Genomic DNA, 20,239 nt, shown 5'->3' with positions numbered 1-20,239 from the left:
TTTTTCTCTATTATACCACTATAATAGTATAGTCATTTACATTGTTTTTCACTAGCTTTTAACATAGAGGTGAATCATATGTCAGATTTTTTAAAGCTAGTAGGTGAACAACTTCGGATTATTCGATTATCTAAAGGACTTAGCCAAGAAGAAGTGGCTGAAAGAACAGGGAAGTTAGGTTTCAGTAAAGGAAGAGTTTCCAATATTGAGCATGGACAATCTAATATTACCTTAAGTACTTTGGAAACAATCATGAAGGCATTAGACATTACCCCTGAGGAGCTATTTAATTTTCAAAAATTATCTGGCGTTACTGATATTGAGGAGAAAAACCTCATGCTAGACATTCATCGCTCATTATTAAGAGAACGAAATTTAGACGAGGTAAAATATGTAGTTCGTATAACGAAGGATTTTTTAGATACGATTGATTCTCAATCAAAGAAAAACAGCTCTAACGGTCAATGACCATTGGAGCTGCTTTTTTATTTCAAAGTAACTTTTAGTAGCTACATACCAAATTTTTGACGATAGCCGCATTTTCTACATAATTCTTCCACAGCTTCTCTTCTTGAGAAGCCTTCAACAATCTTGTTGGCACGCTCCCCTTCTACAATGTCGGAGAAGGATTTTTCATGTACATTTCCTAAATTAATGACACCTTCCCCATCCAAACAGCAAGGTACAACGGTACCATCCACCAATATAGCCGCTTGACTACGCAGTGCATGACAAAAACCCTTGCCTTCATCCTCTGGCTCTAGAAGACTTGGCCATCTAAACTCATGATCCTGATTTAAATACACATGAGGGGCAATTTTTACCCCTTTCCCAGGTTCTACTTTTTCTTCTATACGATAATCAAGATGATACTCATTTTCTAATATTTCTAAAGTCTCGCGGTTGCGACGAGCTGCAACATCCGAAACATGATCCTGTTGTAGATTCCATAAACGATAGGAAATAATCGTATTGAATTCCCTAGAATCTCGCACAAAATCCAAAATATCCCCTAAATATTTTTCACGATTTTCGGAGCCTTCATGCCCATCAAAGCTATGCAACGAGAAATTAATTTGACGTAACGCTGGCTTTCCTAATATTTTCTCGCGATTTTTTTTGATTAGCGTACCATTCGTTGTAATATTGACTTTGAATCCTTTTGCATGGGCAGCATCTAATAGCTGATCAATTCTTGGATGTAGTAATGGCTCTCCTTTCACATGCAAATAAATATATTTTGTATGTGGACGAATTTCATCTAATATTTTATTAAATTGTTCGACTTTTATAAGCCCCTTTGCACGCGCTGTAGGTGGACAAAAACTGCATGCTAAATTACAAACACTCGTAATTTCTATATAAACCTTTTTAAATGTTCTCAATGTTGCTTCTCCGTTCCCATTCACTAAATAATCAAATCTCATTCATTTTAACAAATTTATTGGATAGATAGCAAAAATCGTTGAGCTTCCCTCTGGACTCTCCTACCTTTTCTCTAGGTAACATGGCTACACGTACAGGTGGGTTCAAGAAGCGCTAATATCTTAATAGTAATAGGAAAGGAAGGGAGGAGAAACGATGTCTGGTTTTAATTCTAAAAAATTTTATGGACCTGACGAACCTGAGCAGGAATCCTCTAACAAGCAAGGGAAAAATCATATAACAATAAATTTTACATTCAATATAGGAAATACTGATTTTCACTTTGAGCAACGTGCAGAAGGCGGAGGCCAAATCAATCATGATGTAGGCACAAATGCCAACCAAGGTGGACAAAATGCTAGTAACGGTAGTCATACACGCAACGTCAATTCGCAATTTGCTGACGGTAATGGAAGAAGTGGTATTGCTGGTAATGATAATGACGAGGCTGGTGGGCAACAAGGCATTAAAGTACGGGATAGTCTTGTCATTGAAAGTGATATTCATTCATCCTCTAACCATAGTGAAAGTAATGAAGAAACTGATGTATTAACTGAAGAAGTTGAGTAGATTGGTTTCAAAAAGATCATGTCAGTAGCAAAAAAGGCCATTTGACACGAAGAGGCTCTGTGCTCTGCCACTGGAAAGCAATTAGCCTGCAACCGATTGTTGAACTTTCACAAAAATACTATTGATGGTTTTGTTTTTCAACACGATGAAAAAACTTCTATCTGCTTGATGGTACCTTCAACAGATAGAAGTTTTTTTTATTATACATTGCGTTTATAGTTTTTTGTGCCGTCATATGAATAAAGCATCGGCTTTTTATCCACATAGGTTTCTAAATGAACAGGACGTCCCCACAGCTGGTAAATATAAGGCAATACATTTTCTAAATAGTGTGGATCTAACTCCATCCCTTCATAGCCATGAACTAAATATAGCTCGCCATTCCTCAAATAATCACCATTTTTTACTACAATGTATGGGAAGCCACCGTTTACACGCATGGATACAAGTTGATCGCGAACCATCTCGTGATCCTTATCCGTTATACGATATTCATTCCCTTTCTTTTGGAATAAGTACAAATCTTCACGCTTCGCTAAATTCTTTGTTAAATAGTTTCGAATAAAGGAAATATCTGATTCTACTTCTCTTACCTCAAAAATCTTTTCACGTCCCGTATTTGGCAAAACACCTAACCGTTTCATTTCCTCAGTAGGGTTATTATAGCGATTTTCAATATCCTCGAAAATTTTAATCCCAAGATAATATGGATTAATCGATGTTTTGGAGGGCTGCACAACCCCCGCATTTAATTTGGCATATTCGATAGTTTCAGCAGTAGTTAACTTTAGCTCCCGCATGATTCGTTGATGCCAGAAAGAGGCCCACCCCTCATTCATTATTTTAGTTTCTAATTGAGGCCAAAAATAAAGCATTTCCTCTCGCATCATTGTTAATATATCTCGTTGCCAGTCTTCCAATTCACGGCTATGCTCCTCTAAGAATAACAACAGGTCCTTTTCTGGCTGAGGAGGAAATTGCTTTAATCTGCGTCGGATGGGTTTATAAACTTTTTCTTTTTCTTCTATACTCCATAAATCATCATACGGTGATTTTGTTGGTGGTTTTTCCTCCTCAAGCTCATCCTCCTCACTCCAGGATAGCTTCGGTCTTAAAATGGATGGATCAATATGTTCTTGAATAGCTAAAACAGCATCTAAAAACTTCTCCACCTCATCTTTGCCATATTCTCTCTCATAGCCAGCTATTCGCTCAGCAGTTGCGGTCATACTTTCTACCATATCTCTTCTTGTATTAGAAAAACGTATATTATTTTTGAAGAAATCGCAGTGTGCTAGAACATGGGCAATAATCAATTTATTTTGGGTTAAAGTATTAGTATCGAGTAAAAATGCATAGCAAGGATTTGAATTAATGACAAGCTCATAAATCTGACTAAGTCCTAAATCATATTGAAGCTTCATTTTATGAAATTGTTTTCCAAAGCTCCAATGGGAAAAGCGCGTGGGCATACCGTAGGCGCCAAATGTATAAATAATATCCGCTGGACAAATTTCATAACGCATTGGATAAAAATCTAAGCCAAAGCTTGAGGCAATTTCGGTAATTTCATCTATTGCTCGATGAAGCTCTTTTGTGTTCATTTTACGCCCCCTCCTTTGAACGTGGTGCTGAGGATACTTCCATGTTACTCTTCACTTTTCTTGAAAAAGCTCTTTAAGGCGTCATACACATCGCCTTTTTTTCTCAAAATATGGTATCTGAATTTAGGATCATCAATTTTTTTATACGTATACATAAGCGTAGAGAATCGGTTATGCTGATTGACCTCACCATAGCCAAACATGCTGGATACGTCCATTAACTCCCCTACTAGCTTCAGGCACTTTTCATTGTCCATCGATATATTTTCACCGTCTGAAAAATGGACAGGATAAATATTGTAGCGAGACGGATGATATTTATCCTGAATTAATTCCAATGCCTTTTTATAAGCTGAAGAACAAATAGTGCCACCACTTTCGCCCTTTGTAAAAAACTCCTCTTCTGTGACAACCTTTGCCTCAGTATGATGGGCAATAAATTCAATTTCTACTGTTTCATATTTTGACCGTAAAAACTTCGTCATCCAAAAGAAGAAGCTTCTCGCACAATATTTTTCAAATGCTCCCATTGAGCCACTTGTATCCATCATGGCGAGCACTACTGCTTTGGATTCTGGTTTCTCCACTTCATCCCATGTTTTAAAACGTAAATCGTCATTGTGGATTGGCGTTATCTCTGCTTTCCCATGCATCGCATTGCGCTTTAATGCATTTAAAATGGTACGCTTTTTATCGACATTACCCATGAGACCTTTTTTTCGAATATCATTAAACTCTATTTTTTCTGTTTTAATATCTGCCTTTTCTTTCTGCTGTAAATTTGGTAATTCTAGTTCATGAAATAAAACATTTTGAATTTCCTCCATACTGACTTCTGCTTCATAATAATCTTGGCCAGGCTTGTCACCCGCTTCTTTTCCTTTACCGGGAGCCTGATTGGCCTTACTGCCATCGCGCGCCACTACATCTCCAACACTACTATCCCCTTGTCCCTGCCCTACATGCTTAGAGTTATCATAGTTATATCGTATTTTATATTCATCAAGTGACCGAATTGGTATCTTAATAACCTCGCGACCATTGGACATCACAATACTTTCTTCGCTAACTAAATCAGGTAAATTATTTTTAATCGCATCTTTCACTTTTTCCATATGGCGTTGTTGGTCCTGGTGCCCTTTACGATGGAGGGACCAATTTTCCTGAGAAATGACAAAGCGTTTATTTTCGTGTTCAGTCATTTTTATCCTCACCCATCTATCAAATTCGCTTTTTCTATACTATGCTTGTGAGCCAAATTTTTGAACTTTTTTCATAAAATCAATTGTATATCTATTAATCACACCTCAATGCGTCCAGCTTTTATTGTCCATGCTCGAAAGTTTCTCTTCAAAGTCTCGGACATCCTCTGGGGCTTTTTGTTTATTCCGTCAAATCATAAATCTCTCCTCCTGATAATAAAAGGAGTGCCCTAAAATTGGGACACTCCTATCTGACTTGGAACAATGAACATCAAGTTATCGTTATCGATTTAGCAAACTTCCTACATACTGTAGCAACTCATTTGCTGATGTTGTATTATAGCCATGTTCATCAACAAGCCTTGCCACAACCTCATTAATCTTCTTCAGTTGCGATTCATCTGGCATTTTAGAAGAAGTAGTAATTTTCACGATATCTTTCAAATCTGCAAATAATTTCTTCTGAATGGCTTCTCGCAATCTTTCATGAGAATTATAATCAAAACGTTTACCTTTTCGTGCATAGGCAGAAATTCGAATGAGAATTTCTTCACGGAATGCCTTTTTAGCATTTTCTGAAATGCCAATTTGCTCCTCAATCGAGCGCATTAATTTTTCATCTGGGTTCATTTCTTCCCCAGTAAGTGGATCATAAATTTTATTTTTATTACAAAATGCCTCTACATTATCGAGGTAGTTGTTCATTAATGTTTTTGCCGATTCCTCATAGGAATACACAAAAGCCTTTTGTACTTCGTTTTTAGCAATTTCATCATATTCTCTACGAGCAACCGCAATGTAATTCATGTATTTTTCACGATCCTCTTGAGAAATAGATGCATGCTGATCTAGCCCATCCTTCAATGCTCGTAAAACATCTAATGCATTTATCGATGGTATCTCTTTGCGGATAATAGCAGAAGAAATACGGTTAATAATATAGCGTGGATCAATACCGTTCATGCCTTCATTCGGGAACTCTTTCTTCAGCTCCTCTAAGTCAACGGAATTAAATCCCTCCACATTTTCTCCGTCGTACAAGCGCATTTTTTTAATTAGATCCACACCTTGTTTTTTCGGAACTTCCAAACGAGTGAGAACCGAAAAGATTGCTGCGGCCTTTAAAGCATGCGGTGCAATATGGACATGGGACATATCGCTCTCTTTTATCATCTTTTCATAAATATGCTCTTCCTGACTAACTTTGAGGTTGTAGGGAATTGGCATAACGATAATTCGAGAATGTAATGCCTCATTCTTTTTGTTGGAAATAAATGAACGATACTCTGTTTCATTTGTATGAGCAACGATTAACTCATCTGCACTAATTAAAGCAAATCTTCCTGCTTTGAAATTTCCTTCCTGTGTTAGCGATAATAAATTCCATAAGAATTTTTCATCTAATTTTAGCATCTCTTGGAATTCCATCATTCCTCTATTGGCCTTATTCAACTCCCCATCAAAGCGGTAAGCACGAGGATCCGACTCTGAACCAAATTCACCTATTGTAGAAAAATCAATACTTCCTGTTAAATCTGCAATATCCTGTGATTTAGGGTCTGATGGTGTAAATGTCCCAATGCCCACACGTTTATCTTCTGAAAAAGTAATACGTTCAATCATTACATTTTCAATGCGTCCATCGTATTCCTTTTCAAGACGCATTGTATTTAAAGGCGATAAACTTCCTTCAATTCTAATCCCATATTCCTCAAAGAACTCATTACGCAAATGATGTGGAATTAAATGGAGCGGATCTTCATGCATTGGACATCCCTTAATTGCGTAAACTGCACCTTCATCTGTTCGCGAATATTGCTCTAATCCGCGTTTTAGTAAAGTAACGATAGTTGATTTACCACCACTAACTGGTCCCATTAATAATAAAATACGTTTTCTAACATCTAACCTGCGTGCTGCTGGATGGAAATATTCCTCCACCAGTCTTTCAATTGCTGTTTCAAGCCCAAAAATTTCTTGTCCGAAAAATTTGTACATTTTTTGCCCATCGCGTTCCTCTACACCAGAACTTTTTATCATATTGTAGACGCGTGAATGGGCTGTTTGAGCAACTTCAGGTCTTTCCCTAATGATGTTTAAATAATCTGCAAATGTCCCTTCCCACTTCAGCCTGTTTTCTTCTTCGCGATAGTTTTTCACTTTATCTAAAATGTTAATAGCCTTCCCTCCATTCAGGGCTTGATTTATAACATAGTATGAAGTTAATGGCATGATGATACCATTACTTTTTCTTTGATGAAGTTTCTTCTTATTATTTCTATTTTTTGGGGCAAAAAAATTGCGGATATATCAACTGTTTTCATACATAGAACCTTACTGAATGAAGATAAAAATTTCGGTTATTCTAACGTTAGAAAGGAGGTCCATCATTGCATCGCCATTTTATATTTCTTTTCACATTTTTATTTTTAGGGATTATGCTGTACCCTTCTGCCTCTTTTGCAAAGGAGGATCTTACAGAAGAAGAAATTTTACAGCAGCGTATGTCCTATTATGTACAATTCGATGAATTACTCATTCCATGGCATTTTTTAGCTGCTATCGATCAGTATGAGAGAAACCTACAATCAGTTCGTAAAGACATCCCTAAACGAGAAGGCTATTTGGCTATCCAATTTTCTGATGAATACTGGTCAGGTGCATTAAATCCTGTAAAGGAAGACACTTCTCCTGAGACAATTAGCTATTTCGGAGGAATGGGCCTTGACGGTAATCATGATGGAATCGCTAGTCCAAAGGATGATGAGGATGTCATCTTTTCGATGGCTAGTTATTTAGGGAAATTTGGAACGACTGATGAGGATTTTAAATTAGCTTTATGGGAATATTACGGAAGCGAAGAAGCAGTCAATCAAATATTTACCATCTCCACATTGTACAGACATTTTAAAACCATTGAACTTGATGCACATACCTTCCCGCTAAATATCCGCTCTGATTACAGTTACCGGGGCACTTGGGGCGCCAATCGCGGTTGGGGTGGACGCCGTATTCATGAGGGAACTGATATTTTTGCCAGCTATGGAACACCTGTATTATCTACCTCTTTTGGAGTTGTTGAGGTAAAAGGATGGAATCAATTTGGTGGCTGGCGTATTGGTATTCGCGACAATCATAATTCCTACCACTATTATGCCCACCTCGGTAGCTATCATAAGGAAATTGAAGTAGGTACAATTGTAAAACCTGGTACTGTTCTTGGCTATGTTGGAAGCTCTGGCTATGGAAAAGAAGGTACATCTGGTAAATTCCCTCCACATCTTCATTATGGTATTTATAAATTTAATGGAAGAACCGAATGGGCTTTTGACCCTTATCCTTCCCTTCTACAGTGGGAGCGCACGGCGAAAAAACAAAAAGAATAGAGAATCCTTTACTTATGGCACTTGAAGCAATTTGCTTCAGGTGTATTTTCTTTCTACATAGGAAATTATACACAAATATATAAATTAGTTGTTAGACATCTATATATATTTAACCATCAATAAAAGGAAAATAATTATATCATTGTACTAAAAAACTATTTTTAAATATTTCTATCGAAAGGCTTATTAATACGCATAATTAGTTATAAAATAATACTTGTGTTGAAAAAATTTCTCAATGAGATAGTAAAGGGATGGGAAAATGAAAGGCATTATCAAGTTTAAAACACTTAAAACTCGAATTTTAAGTGCATTTATTCTTTTGTTAGTTTTAGTAGTTAGCTTTACAACCTACACTTACAATTCCAATACAAATATGGAAAAACAGGCAAAAGATTTAGTAAAAGAAGATTTAGTTGTTTTAAATGCAAGTAAAAATTTAGCACTCTCTATGAGTGTCCGCCTATCTGCAGCGTTAAATTATGTGTTGACAGGTGACGAAAAATACAAAGAATCATTTGATGAGTATCGCAAAATGGCTGAGAAAAATAACGCTATTCTAGACAAATATGAAAAATCAGATGAACGCGATCAACTTGTAGCAATCGCCCGTGATTGGAGTACCCTTGTTAATACAGAGGTATTTGATATCTATCAAAAGGGCAATAAAGAATTAGCTTTAGAAAATTTAATGGATACACATGAACTCGTAACGAAAGTGCGAGATGGTTACGAAAAACTGGCAGATGAACGTGCTAAAGCCATTACAGATGTTGGTAACGATGTTGTATCAACTAGCTCGGAGAATCGAACAATTGGTATCGCCTTTAGCTTGATTCTAACGATAGCTGGTATTCTAATTGCCATTATCACAGCCAGTACGATTTCTAAACCTGTTACAGTCGTAGCTGACCGAATGAAAGAATTAGCAGATGGAAATTTGCAACTAGAGCCTCTACCTGTAAAAACACGAGATGAAATTGGAACGTTAATGGTAGCTGCCAATGACATGAACGAAAAATTAAAACAAACGATCCATTCTATCTACACGGTTTCTGAAACAGTAGCAGCTAGTAGTGAAGAACTTGCTCAATCATCGAATGAGGTACAAGCAGGTACTGAGCAAATTACAGTAACGATGCAAGAGCTTGCATCAGGTACAGAAACACAAGCATCTACCACAGGTGATTTGGCAGAAACAATGACAGCATTTAAGCGTAGCATTCATGAAACTACACAAGAGGGCATTGAATTAAGCGAACATTCTAGTCATGTTCAAAAATTAACGGTTTCAGGGAAAAGTTTAATGGTTCAATCTACCAAACAAATGGCTACAATAAATGAAATTGTATTAGACTCTGTGAAAAAGGTGGAAAATTTAAATGAACAGTCTGCTGAAATATCCAAGCTTGTGTCAGTTATCGATGATATTTCAAACCAAACAAATTTACTTGCATTAAATGCAGCAATCGAAGCAGCACGAGCAGGTGAGCATGGCAAGGGCTTTGCTGTTGTGGCAGATGAAGTCCGAAAGCTTGCTGAGCAAGTACAATTCTCTGTCACAGATATTGCAACAATTGTCCATCGTATTCAAGGTGAGACTGGCAATGTAACATCTGCCCTTCAGACTGGCTATGAGGAAGTAAAAAGAGGAACAACACAACTAGATGAAACAAATGAAACATTTGAAAAAATTTCTGATGCTGTTGGAGATATGATTGATAATATTTCAACCATTTCAACGAATTTAAATCAGCTTGCTCAAAATTCGGAAACCATTAATGCTTCTATTGATGATATGGCCTCCATTTCACAGGAATCCGCTGCTGGCGTTGAGCAAACAACAGCAACTGTTGAGGAAACCGCCGCTACAATGGACGAAATCGCTAGAAGTGCAAATCAGCTTGCTGGAATGGCAGAGGAGTTAAATACGCAGCTACAGCAATTTAAAATTTAATCATCTAAACAACAAAGGCTATCTCAAATTTTTCTATTTTGAGATAGCCTTTTCTCTTATTGCCAATGACTTATGGGCACGCGTTCCAATTCATGACGTTTAATAATAACACTTATCTTTTGAAACCATTTCTCACAAAGCTCCATGGCTTCTTTATAGTCATCTTCCTCTTTTGATATGGGATCTTCACTATTATCCATGAACATATATTCTTGAATAGGCTCTGATAAATGATCTACTACTAGCTTTAACGATAGCTGTGAGATTGTATCTTCTTCTACCTCCTCTTCTTCTACTTCCTCTGCTTCAGCAAGTAAGGAACCACTCATTAGATGATTCTTTGTTCTAACCGTAAATACTTCATCTTCCATGATGGCAACCTCATATATTCTGTTAAATGGAACCTCTATTATTTTTAGTTCTTCGTCTAAAGCTTCTCTTCGTGCGAAAATAAGCGTGTTTGTGTGTTCATTTAACAATAAAGCATTTAAAGCATCATTGGAAACTGTACAATGTGTATGAGGAATAGCCTTTATCTCCTCCTCACTAGCTTCCGTCATGGCTGTCAAAGTTTGTATGGCAATATAACGCTCTTTTAAATAACGGATACACCCTAGACCGACTAAAGCCAGCCCAATTAAAAAAAATAGTTGCTTAATAATGACTAATTCAATGGCATTTGCTAGATAAAGATAGACAATCCCTAATAAAATGAAGAAAATATTTTTCATTCAATTCCCGCCTTTATCAAGATAATCACTAGAAAAATTCAGATGATGTACTAGCAATAGTATTCTTGATTCTATCTTTTCATTCTAATAAAAAACACGAATTCATTGAACTTTACAATGAATCCGTGCTTTTGCTTTTAACGACCAATTAGCTCTTCTTTACTACTTACGTCGTCTAATGTTTTATCTTTTTCTATTTTGTGCATCTCAAGAACATGCTCAGATGGCGGAACGAGTAAGCTCACCACGACAATTGTGATACCAGTTATAACAACACCCGAAAATACAGGAGCCTGCCATAATTCATTTAATAGACCTATGAAGCCTTCTGATTGGATTGTCAGACTAGGTACGAATGTTAGTGATGTCACAATGTAATAAACTAAGCCAACGGAAATACTTGCCCAAACTGCTGGTGTACTGACACGTTTCCAAAATGGTCCTAAAACGATTGGCCAGAATATTGTTACGAATATAATATCCCAAGCTAAATAAGCTAAATCAATTACTTTTTGGAAGCTTACAGCTAGCACTAAACCTAATAAAGCACTGGCTAGAATAATAGATCGTGAAAATCTTAATAGCTTCTTAGGATCAGGATTACGATTAATAAAATCTAAATAAATATTCTTTGTCACAATTCCTGAAGTCGCTACATAACATGCAGCTACTGTAGACATCCCCATGGCTGCCATGGCTGTTAAGAAAATAGCTGCTAATAAAGGCGGAAAATAACCTTGTGCAAAGGTAAGCATCAATGTTTCCGGGTTTGTGCTCTCAGGATAAATAGACTTAAAGGCTTCCCCTAGCATCCCTGGAATCCAGCTAATTGCAATGACAATAATACCAGCAATAATCATACTTCGTTGTGCCACTCGCGGACTTTTCGCAGCAGCTACCCGCTGCCCAAGGTCAACTGCAGGGATATCTCCAAGTGCTAGTACAAGATACAAAGTCCAGAATTCTGCTCCTGCCTTCTCAAATAATGTACTGATATTCCACCACTCAGGATTAAATGTAACGTCTGGATAGTAAAACAAAATAAAAATGGTAATACCCAAAATACCTGCCACTGCAAGCGCACCTTGTACGATTTCAGTATAGGCAACTGCCCATAAACCACCAATAACTGAATAAATAGCCGTTAGTGATACAAATAGAAGCGCCGCAGGTATAAAATCAATTTGCAACAATTGCTGAATAATATAAGTTCCACCAACTGTTAACGCCGCTGCATTAAAAACACCAAAAGCAATTGCCATAACAACCCCTGTATAGGCTCCTAGCTTTTTACTGCCATAGCGTAAACCGTAGTAATCTGCTAATGTCCAGCCCTTTAGACGTCTTAATGGCTTTGTCCAAATGAGTGCTCCAAGAATCATACAAGTCCCTAGACCACCCATTGTTGCCGAACCTTCAAAGCCACCACTTGTATAGCCAGAGCCTACCGCTGCAAAAAAGAAGGGAGCTGCTAATAATGCAGCGACTAAACTACCCGTTACAACGGATAAAGGCATGCTCCAGCCAGCAACAATTAAATCCTCGGCTGTGTTGACACGCTTATAGCCTTTATAGCCAATATAATAGATAAATAATAAGTATAAGCAAAAGATAAAAATATTTAACATTATTTACTCCTCGTTTTCCATTATCCGTTCATTACGACCCCACCATTTGGCGTTAATATTTGACCTGTATAGAAGTCAGCATGATTAGAGGCTAAAAATAATACACTTTTCGCAATCTCTTCTGGTTGAGCTAAACGTTTTAATGGATATTTTGCGGATTCTTCCTCCACATAGTTATCGCCAAACTCTTGTAGAATGTCCGTAAATGTTCCACTAGGAGCAACTGCATTGACAAGTATAGAAGGTGCTAATTCTCTTGCTAAAGCCTTTGTAAAAGCATTGATAGCACCCTTCGCAGCTGAATAATGCGTGAATTCTTCACAACCCAAGCTACCAATATCAGATGAAATATTGATGATTTTTCCTGAATTACGTTCCTTCATTCTTTTAGCTGCTTCACGGCAATTATAGAAACAGCCATATAAATGAACTTTAATCATACGATCCCACTGCTCATCCGTTAATTCTGTAATGCTGGAACCCTGTGCAAATCCAGCGTTATTTACAAGAATATCAAGTTCCCCGAGATGCTCGTCCATAAATTGATGCATCGCCTGTACTTCTTGTGAATTAGAAACATCAGCATGGAATATTAAAGCTTTCCCACCAAACTTTTCTGCTTCTGCACGTACAGCTTCTGCCTCTTGCTCATCCCCAATATAATTAATTAAAATATTGGCTCCATGTTGTGCAAAGCCTAATGCAATGGCTTTACCGATTCCTTTACTAGAACCTGTAATTAAAACATTTTTCCCTGTAAAATTAATGTCCATTATGATCATTCTCCAATTTGAATTTTGCCACAAGACCTTGCAACTCTTCTGCTGTTTTGCCCAGTGATGAAGAGGCATCCTTTACTTCCTGCATGGTAGATAATTGCTCTTGTGTAGATTTCGAGACATTTGAAGAAAACTCTGCTGACTGCTCTGCAGATTGTTTAATATTATTTACAGATGCCGCCACTTCTTCTGAGGATGCAGAAATTTGTTGTGAAGCAGCGGAAATTTCACGTATTTGGCTAGCTACTTCTTCTGATGAAGTAAGAATTTCTTTAAAGATTTCGCCTACTTCATTAGTAAATGCCATCCCTACCTTAACATCCTCTTTGCCTTTTTCCATAACCGTGATAGAAGCGTTTGAATCAGATTGAATAGAACTAATTAAATTGTAAATTTCTGTTGCTGATTGAGAGGATTGTTCAGCTAAGCGTCTCACCTCATCCGCAACAACGGCAAAGCCTTTACCATGTTCACCTGCTCGTGCCGCTTCGATGGCAGCATTTAATGCTAATAGATTTGTTTGATCGGCAATAGCAGTAATTAAGCTAACAATTTCACTTATTTTTTTCGTATTAACATGTAGTCCATTAATGGTTGTCCCTATTTGTTCAACAGAATCATTAATTAACTCCATTTGAGCAATAACTTGTTGGACAACTTCATTGCCTCGTTCAGAAGCCTGTGATGCTGAAATAGAGGATTCCGCAGCTACATTTGCAGAATCAGCAATTTGCTGAATACCTGTTGCAGTTTCTTCCATAGCAGCGGCTGTTTCCTCTGTCATGGTCATCGAGGCCTCAGCATTTTGAGTAATTTGATTCATGTCTAGTGCAATATTTGTTGAGCTGTTATAAGTTTCACCAGCATGCACCGTTAATTGATTGGCTGCTGAAGAAACGTGATTGGATGTATTGCGTATGTTTAAAATAATATGTTGCAAATTAGCCACCATTGTACGAATGGATTCAGATAATTTACCAATTTCATCCTTCGATGTCTCTAAATCAACATCTATTAATTCACCATTTGCCACTTGATTGGCAACGTTCACTACTTTTTTCAGTGGCTTTAATAGTCGATCTATAATTATGTAAACTAAAACTAATAAAATTAAAATGCCGATAATGGCAATGACAATTTGCTTAATCACACTTGTTTTAATAATCGTATTGATATAATCAGCAGAGTAATCAATCCCTAATAGGGCAATCAGTTGGCCATTATCATCTTTAATAGGACTAAAAACCGTTCTCCAAGAACCAAAAGGATCCTCGAAAATAGCAGTTACCTCTGTACTATTATTTTCAATAGCTAATTTTGCTGTTTCTACATGTTCATCCGCTAAATCAGTAAAAATTTCACCAGCTTCATATACTTCATTTAGATTAGAGGTATAGCCAATTGGATTGACGCCACCCTCATCCTTGACATCCCAAATATAACTCCAGCTCATAATACCTTGCTGGTCCTGAATCATATCAAGTTGCTTTTGGATCTTTGTAAACTTTGCGTTTGTTTCCCCTTTTTCGGACAGCAAATCTTTTACTTCATCACTGTCTAAGTTCATAGCTGTTAATAAACCAACACTTTTTAATTCTTGCTCCAAATCTACATTCATCCGATTATTCAATTCACTAATACTTTGCGTCGTAATAATGGCGATAAGCAGTAATACAACGATAGAGACTGTTAGTAAAAGCTTATTTTTTAATGATGTGTTTTTTAACAACGTCATTTCCCCTTTTCCTCCTTTGAACTTTACTTGCAAAAAAATGCCTATTTCAAAAGAAATAGGCATAAAAGAACAAAAACTAGAATGAGAATGATACAACTAGCACTCTTTTGCAACCCAGCCGTCATAGCATTTATTGCCTTAGACCTGTAGCTTTGCGTCTCTACTTTTCAGTAAATTTGCCTATATTTCCCTACCAAAATTAACACAGTAGGTAAAAGTAGTCAATGCTCTCTAGTTAAAACATACATATTTTATACTAGCTGTTCCTTCATTATTAATTATAGAAATTTTATTCATCTATTGAACAAACTAAAAACAGCTACAACCTCAATTAGCGTTGTAGCTGTCAACTTTCATTTCACTTACCCCTAAGTGTTTGAATAAATTATACGTTTTGTGTGACAAGTAATACGGATGGTATAAAGGATAATGCAAACATAGCGATATACCATACGGAAGTACGACGTAATGAAAAGCGCACTTTTTTCCGTTCCGCATAAAAAATATCTAACATAACTGCAACAATAAAAGGCATTGTAATACATGCAATAGCTACTAATAAGATGTCAATATAAATCATACAAGCACCCCTTTGTCTGTGAACAATTTTCATCTTTTTTGTGAACATTTTGTGATAAATTTATTGTACACAATTTCGTCACAAATTGTCAACGAGTTTCAAAGAAAAAAATGGCACTTTATGATTGTGCATTATGCTCTATATTTATATGTTAAGCCCCTTAAAAAATTTCGTACGAATGAATCGCCACACTCTTTATAATTACGATGACTTGGATTTCTTAAAATAGCACCTAATTCACCTTTTGTTACTTTAATGCCTCCGTCATATAAAATTTCAAGCATCTCCTCAGTTGTTAAAGCTAAAGCAATTTTTACTTTCTTTAGTAGCATATTATTTGGGCTTTCTTTACCTGACACAGGTAACGGTCCAACAGCCTGTCCTTCCCTTGGTTTCTGAGGCCCGCGTTTAAAAGTAATTAATCCATTTAAAAATGCCTCTAACATTTTATTATTACATTTGATGTATTCTTCTGGCGCTTCTTCCTCATCATTAATCTTAATTAGCATATTTAATACTTCTTCCTTTGTATAATCCATGCCACCAAGTTTGAAAATTTCTACCATATCTACATTTTTTATATCGAACGCATAGCGTAAACGAATTAAGATATCATTATTCGTCATTATATGTTCCTCCTTTAATTAACCTTATATAGTAAAGAGCCAGGCTTAATTATAACAGAGAGTTTGCTGATTATTGCTAGCTTTCCACAAGTTGTTGTTGTTAGCAAATAGCGTGTGCATTTCCTACTTTTTAAATGTATGAAAAATTTAATCGCAACCATTCTAAGGTCAAGGAGGTGAGAACAATGGCTAACAATAACCGCAGTTCAAATAAACTTCTAGTACCTGGTGTACATGAGGCAGTCAATCAAATGAAATATGAAATTGCACAAGAGTTTGGCGTTCAGCTTGGGCCAGAAGCATCTTCTCGCGCAAATGGTTCCGTTGGAGGAGAGATTACAAAGCGCCTTGTTGAAATCGCTGAAAAACGTTCAAAAGGTTTATTATAATTAAATACTAATAAGAAAAGAACGAATCCCATTTGCAGAAGTGGAATTCGTTCTTTCGTGCTCGATAAAATTATGCTGTTTGCAATCCCTTACCTGAGCTCTTAAGCGTTAGCATGACGATAAAGGAAATACAATACAGCGCTGCTAAGTAAATCATAACGACAGTCATATCGTAGCTTTGTAAAATAAAGCCGACAAAGATTGGTGAGAATCCACCTATAGCTCGTCCAAAATTAAAAATGGTGTTTGTTGCTGTACTGCGAATTTGTACTGGATAAAAGCTACTAATTAATGCACCATACCCTGCAAACATTCCATTAGAAAAGAATCCTACAACCGCACCGCCTACTAATATCGCTACTGCACCTGTTGCAAACGAGTAAAGGAATACAGCACCTGCAGAGGCTACTAAGAAGATACCGAAAGTTCGCTTTGCTCCAAAACGATCCATAAATCTACCAAACGTCAGCATTCCAATAATCATGCCAACTGCGGTACTAATTGTCCACAATGCTGAACTTGAAACCGATAAACCTTGCGATTTCTGTAACATCGAAGGTAGCCAAATCATCAGACCATTATAGCCTGCAATTTGAACAGTAGCCATTAGAATTAGGGAAAGTGTTGTCATGGTGATACGAGGTGAAGCAAATAATTGTGCTAATTTCCCGTTCTCTTTCTTATTATTTTGTTGTTTCTGCGCAGCTAACCATTCTGGTGACTCATCAATATTTTTACGTACGATAAAGGCGAAAATAACTGGTAGTAATCCTACAAAAAATAATGCACGCCACCCTAAAGTTGGTAAAATAATAGCACTTAATAAAGCAGCTAAAATTACCCCATATTGTGCACCTACACTGACATAAGAGGATGCTCTGCCTTGTTTATTCTTTGGCCAAGCCTCCGCCACAAGCGCCATCCCAATACCATATTCTCCGCCAGCACCTAAACCAGCGATAAATCTATAAACATAAACTTGTTCAATACTTGTTGCTACTCCTGTTAAGGCCGTTCCTATGGCAAACAGAATAATCGTATACGTAAATACTTTTACTCGACCATATTTATCTGCTAACACACCGAAAACAATACCACCCAGTAGCATCCCAATATTCGTGATGGATGAAATCAATCCACCTGTTGCAAGATCAATATTAAATTCTGCAATAATCATTGTCATAGCAAAGGAAATGAACATAATATCCATTCCTTCTAACGTTAGCCCTGCTACTGAAGCGACCACGGTTTTTTTACGATAATCCATTCTTTTTAGCCTCCAATTTTCTAGTTGTCGATCTCTTTTAGTGAATGGATTATAGCTGTCTTGTCCATTCTCTTTTGAAGCCTCACAGGACTCCCTTTAAAAGAGGAGTATGGAACAATAATAAAAGCCCTTCCGTCACAGAGGACAAAAGGGCATGACAAAGCAAAGATATTAGCTTAAAAATATCACATAGCCCTTTTCAGCCTCTCTGGACCGTATTAAAGGATTTATATATCGTTCATTTATACCGTTCTACATTCTATAAGATTACCAAATAAAAAGCAATGGTGGAATAGTGGAAATTCAACTCGGTATTTCTATAAAGTTTTGAGCAAACTGATAAATTAGATTGGCAGGTACAGCCAAATTAAGGTTTTGACCATCATCGAAGCCTGCAGTAATCAGACCAACCAATTGACCATACATATCCAATAAGGCCCCACCCGAACTGCCATTTGATATAGCAGCTGTAAATTGAATCATAGACATTTGCCGTATATCACGAAAACCAGAAACAATCCCATCAGAAACCGAGTTAAACAATCCTAAAGGACTGCCAATCGCCACAATTTTTTGCCCTCGAACTAATTGTCCATCCATTTTAACAGGTAAAGGGTGGCTTCTTCTGTCTACCTTCAAAATAGCCAAATCATGCATATCATGATATTTCACAAATTGATGGGTTATATACTCGTTGGTATCATTTTCATAGAGCACAGAATAATATTTTCCACCACCCACAACATGCAAGTTTGTTAAAATATATCCATCTTGGTGGAGAATAACACCAGAGCCATAGCATAAAACCTTATCATCCTCCCCGAAGGTCTTAATCATCACAACAGATGTGGCTAAGGAGGCTAATTGCTCATAGCTCCACTCTTCTGTTACATTCGTTTTTTGAACAGGGATGTTCAATTGTCTTGAAGTACTTTTAATAGGCAATGTTATTTCCTTTTCATAGAAATGACGACACATATGTAAGGTAGATGACGCTTCTATTATAGGGTATAAATTGGCAATATCTCCTTTAGGATTCATGTAACAAATATCGCACCCCAGTGACGATAAGAAATATAAAAATAGTAATTCATGCTGCGTAATGTCACCTATAAAAACAATTTTTTGGGACATTGGATTTTCCTCAGAAAAAATTTGTGGTAAATAATAATCCATCCAATACAAAAATTTAACTGCAAAATTTTTTAACAACGTTTCATTAGGATAAGGCTGATTTTCTTTAAATAGTTGAATCATCTGTTTAAAGCTTAGCTTTTTTGTCCATTCAAGTTGATCACTCGCTAATTTACTGCACAAAGATAGCTTATACAGTAATTGCGGGTTTTCAGCAGCAGTCTGCCACCTTCTCCAACTTTCTGACAATCTATCTACATCTTCCTTATTACGAATGACCTCAAGCTTATGCAGTCGTAAATAAAATACGCTTTGCTTGGAGAAATACTCCTCCATTTGTAAAATCTCATCTTTATAAAAATCTACCGAATCAGGTATACCGATATAGCGTAGAAAAACAACTTCCTTCGTAAGGGAATGATTGTTGTGATGAATTTGCATAAACTCCTGAAAAGTATTTACTGATTTATTATATTTAATTTTTAACGGTCTAGTTGTCACAATCATCTTCATACAACTCCTATAAGCTCGTCATTACATATAATGGTACTCACTATACAATTCTCTGATGTTTCTCTAAATCCTCTATTGATGCAAACAAAAAAGTCCTACTCTATAAAGAATTGGACGTAGCTTTAGAATAAAGATTTAGAATAACAACTTCCATTGTTTTCGAGTTGTTCATTAGTATTCCATTAGTTGTTCATGCCACTCTAACATAATTAAAAACAAAAAAGATGTTTTATTCATTTAATTTAGTGGAATAGATTGAATGTGAACATATATAGGAGGGATCATTAATGACAGTCAAATTGACAGTAGAAAACGTAGTACAGGCGAAAAAAGAAGTGGAGAAATTAGAAGCGCAAGGGTATCTTCGAGATAACATTTACATCTTTGCGCACTATGAAGAACGTGAAGATGATATTAACGAAGCACTTGGGACTGAAGAAGCTGGTATTAGCGAGCAAGGGTTCCTGACTTCGATGAAGAACCTGGTGAATTCCCGTGGAGATGAACTCCGCAACAAGTTAGCTTCTGTCGGATTAAGTGAATCGGAAGCTGCTCAATTCGAAAAGGAACTGGATACAGGTAAATTGGTCATAGTTGCCAATAAGTAAAAACAAACCCAGGAAACCAATCCTGGGTTTGTTTTTCATTTTACAAGTCCTCCTCGTATTTCATCGACTCTGTATTCCACAAAGCCTTTCAACCAAGTCAGCATA

At 36.7% G+C, this 20,239-nt stretch carries 18 protein-coding genes and 1 riboswitch; of the genes, 6 read left to right on the top strand and 12 right to left on the bottom strand.

The genetic code is table 11. From position 1 onward, the window contains the following. The first annotated feature begins 78 nt into the window (after nt 1-78). Complete coding sequence (locus HCH28_RS20080; RefSeq protein ID WP_004225641.1) at nt 79-468, top strand: helix-turn-helix domain-containing protein; 390 nt, start codon at nt 79-81, stop codon at nt 466-468. Nucleotides 469-509: 41 nt separating this feature from the next. On the opposite strand, the gene HCH28_RS20075 is transcribed toward HCH28_RS20080, so the two are convergent. Next, nucleotides 510-1,385, bottom strand: coding sequence for a radical SAM/SPASM domain-containing protein (locus HCH28_RS20075; RefSeq protein WP_221682804.1), 876 nt, complete (start codon nt 1,383-1,385; stop codon nt 510-512). A 196-nt stretch (nt 1,386-1,581) separates the two neighbouring features. Here HCH28_RS20075 and HCH28_RS20070 point away from each other — a divergent pair, with 196 nt between their 5' ends. Next, complete coding sequence (locus tag HCH28_RS20070; RefSeq protein ID WP_221682803.1) at nt 1,582-1,995, top strand: hypothetical protein; 414 nt, start codon at nt 1,582-1,584, stop codon at nt 1,993-1,995. Nucleotides 1,996-2,195: 200 nt separating this feature from the next. Here HCH28_RS20070 and HCH28_RS20065 read toward each other — a convergent pair whose 3' ends face one another. The 3 genes from HCH28_RS20065 to HCH28_RS20055 all read right to left on the bottom strand — a co-directional run bounded on the left by HCH28_RS20065 (nt 2,196) and on the right by HCH28_RS20055 (nt 6,979). Further along, nucleotides 2,196-3,599: a SpoVR family protein gene (locus tag HCH28_RS20065; protein WP_221682802.1), complete on the bottom strand. Its 1,404-nt coding sequence runs from the start codon at nt 3,597-3,599 to the stop codon at nt 2,196-2,198. Nucleotides 3,600-3,643: 44 nt separating this feature from the next. Beyond that, nucleotides 3,644-4,801 (bottom strand): sporulation protein YhbH, encoded by a 1,158-nt coding sequence (gene yhbH, locus HCH28_RS20060; protein ID WP_221682801.1) that lies wholly within the window; start codon nt 4,799-4,801, stop codon nt 3,644-3,646. Nucleotides 4,802-5,083: 282 nt separating this feature from the next. After that, entirely contained in the window at nt 5,084-6,979 is a 1,896-nt protein-coding gene (locus HCH28_RS20055; RefSeq protein WP_039884612.1) for a PrkA family serine protein kinase, read from the bottom strand. 212 nt (nt 6,980-7,191) lie between these two features. Between HCH28_RS20055 and HCH28_RS20050 the strand changes: the two genes are divergently transcribed. Both HCH28_RS20050 and HCH28_RS20045 read left to right on the top strand, forming a co-directional pair. Beyond that, nucleotides 7,192-8,187: a M23 family metallopeptidase gene (locus HCH28_RS20050; protein WP_221682800.1), complete on the top strand. Its 996-nt coding sequence runs from the start codon at nt 7,192-7,194 to the stop codon at nt 8,185-8,187. Nucleotides 8,188-8,449: 262 nt separating this feature from the next. Beyond that, complete coding sequence (locus tag HCH28_RS20045; RefSeq protein ID WP_221682799.1) at nt 8,450-10,144, top strand: methyl-accepting chemotaxis protein; 1,695 nt, start codon at nt 8,450-8,452, stop codon at nt 10,142-10,144. A gap of 56 nt (nt 10,145-10,200) precedes the next feature. Here the strand turns inward: HCH28_RS20045 and HCH28_RS20040 are convergent, their stop codons facing one another. From HCH28_RS20040 to HCH28_RS20015, 6 genes are all read right to left on the bottom strand, one after another. After that, the gene (locus HCH28_RS20040; protein ID WP_221682798.1) at nt 10,201-10,875 is read right to left on the bottom strand and encodes a hypothetical protein; all 675 of its coding nucleotides are present in this window, start codon (nt 10,873-10,875) and stop codon (nt 10,201-10,203) included. A gap of 137 nt (nt 10,876-11,012) precedes the next feature. Beyond that, nucleotides 11,013-12,503, bottom strand: coding sequence for a sodium:solute symporter family protein (locus HCH28_RS20035; protein WP_221682797.1), 1,491 nt, complete (start codon nt 12,501-12,503; stop codon nt 11,013-11,015). Nucleotides 12,504-12,523: 20 nt separating this feature from the next. Continuing rightward, nucleotides 12,524-13,276, bottom strand: coding sequence for an SDR family NAD(P)-dependent oxidoreductase (locus HCH28_RS20030; protein ID WP_221682796.1), 753 nt, complete (start codon nt 13,274-13,276; stop codon nt 12,524-12,526). Next, nucleotides 13,266-15,017, bottom strand: coding sequence for a methyl-accepting chemotaxis protein (locus tag HCH28_RS20025; RefSeq protein ID WP_221682795.1), 1,752 nt, complete (start codon nt 15,015-15,017; stop codon nt 13,266-13,268). The genes HCH28_RS20030 and HCH28_RS20025 overlap by 11 nt, the downstream gene beginning before the upstream one ends. Before the next feature lie 105 nt (nt 15,018-15,122). Beyond that, nucleotides 15,123-15,208: riboswitch (cyclic di-GMP riboswitch) on the bottom strand. Nucleotides 15,209-15,402: 194 nt separating this feature from the next. Then, nucleotides 15,403-15,597, bottom strand: a complete 195-nt coding sequence (locus HCH28_RS20020; RefSeq protein ID WP_221682794.1) for a hypothetical protein — start codon at nt 15,595-15,597, stop codon at nt 15,403-15,405. Nucleotides 15,598-15,728: 131 nt separating this feature from the next. Beyond that, nucleotides 15,729-16,223, bottom strand: coding sequence for a YehS family protein (locus HCH28_RS20015; protein ID WP_103118849.1), 495 nt, complete (start codon nt 16,221-16,223; stop codon nt 15,729-15,731). A 185-nt stretch (nt 16,224-16,408) separates the two neighbouring features. Here HCH28_RS20015 and HCH28_RS20010 point away from each other — a divergent pair, with 185 nt between their 5' ends. Further along, a complete protein-coding gene (locus tag HCH28_RS20010) occupies nt 16,409-16,612 on the top strand; it encodes an alpha/beta-type small acid-soluble spore protein (protein WP_004225662.1) in 204 nt (67 codons plus the stop codon). A gap of 70 nt (nt 16,613-16,682) precedes the next feature. Here the strand turns inward: HCH28_RS20010 and HCH28_RS20005 are convergent, their stop codons facing one another. Next, the gene (locus HCH28_RS20005) at nt 16,683-17,879 is read right to left on the bottom strand and encodes an MFS transporter (RefSeq protein ID WP_221682793.1); all 1,197 of its coding nucleotides are present in this window, start codon (nt 17,877-17,879) and stop codon (nt 16,683-16,685) included. A 303-nt stretch (nt 17,880-18,182) separates the two neighbouring features. After that, nucleotides 18,183-19,520, bottom strand: a complete 1,338-nt coding sequence (locus tag HCH28_RS20000) for a trypsin-like peptidase domain-containing protein (protein WP_221682792.1) — start codon at nt 19,518-19,520, stop codon at nt 18,183-18,185. A gap of 293 nt (nt 19,521-19,813) precedes the next feature. On the opposite strand from HCH28_RS20000, the gene HCH28_RS19995 reads away from it, so the two are divergent. After that, nucleotides 19,814-20,134 (top strand): YflT domain-containing protein, encoded by a 321-nt coding sequence (locus tag HCH28_RS19995; RefSeq protein ID WP_221682791.1) that lies wholly within the window; start codon nt 19,814-19,816, stop codon nt 20,132-20,134. Nucleotides 20,135-20,239 lie beyond the last annotated feature (105 nt).

The organism is Lysinibacillus sp. K60 (genome assembly GCF_019731275.1).
GTDB classification, from domain to species: Bacteria; Bacillota; Bacilli; order Bacillales_A; family Planococcaceae; genus Lysinibacillus; species Lysinibacillus capsici.
The sequence above is the reverse complement of the archived record's forward strand: the minus strand, read 5'-3'. Positions and strand labels throughout refer to the sequence as shown.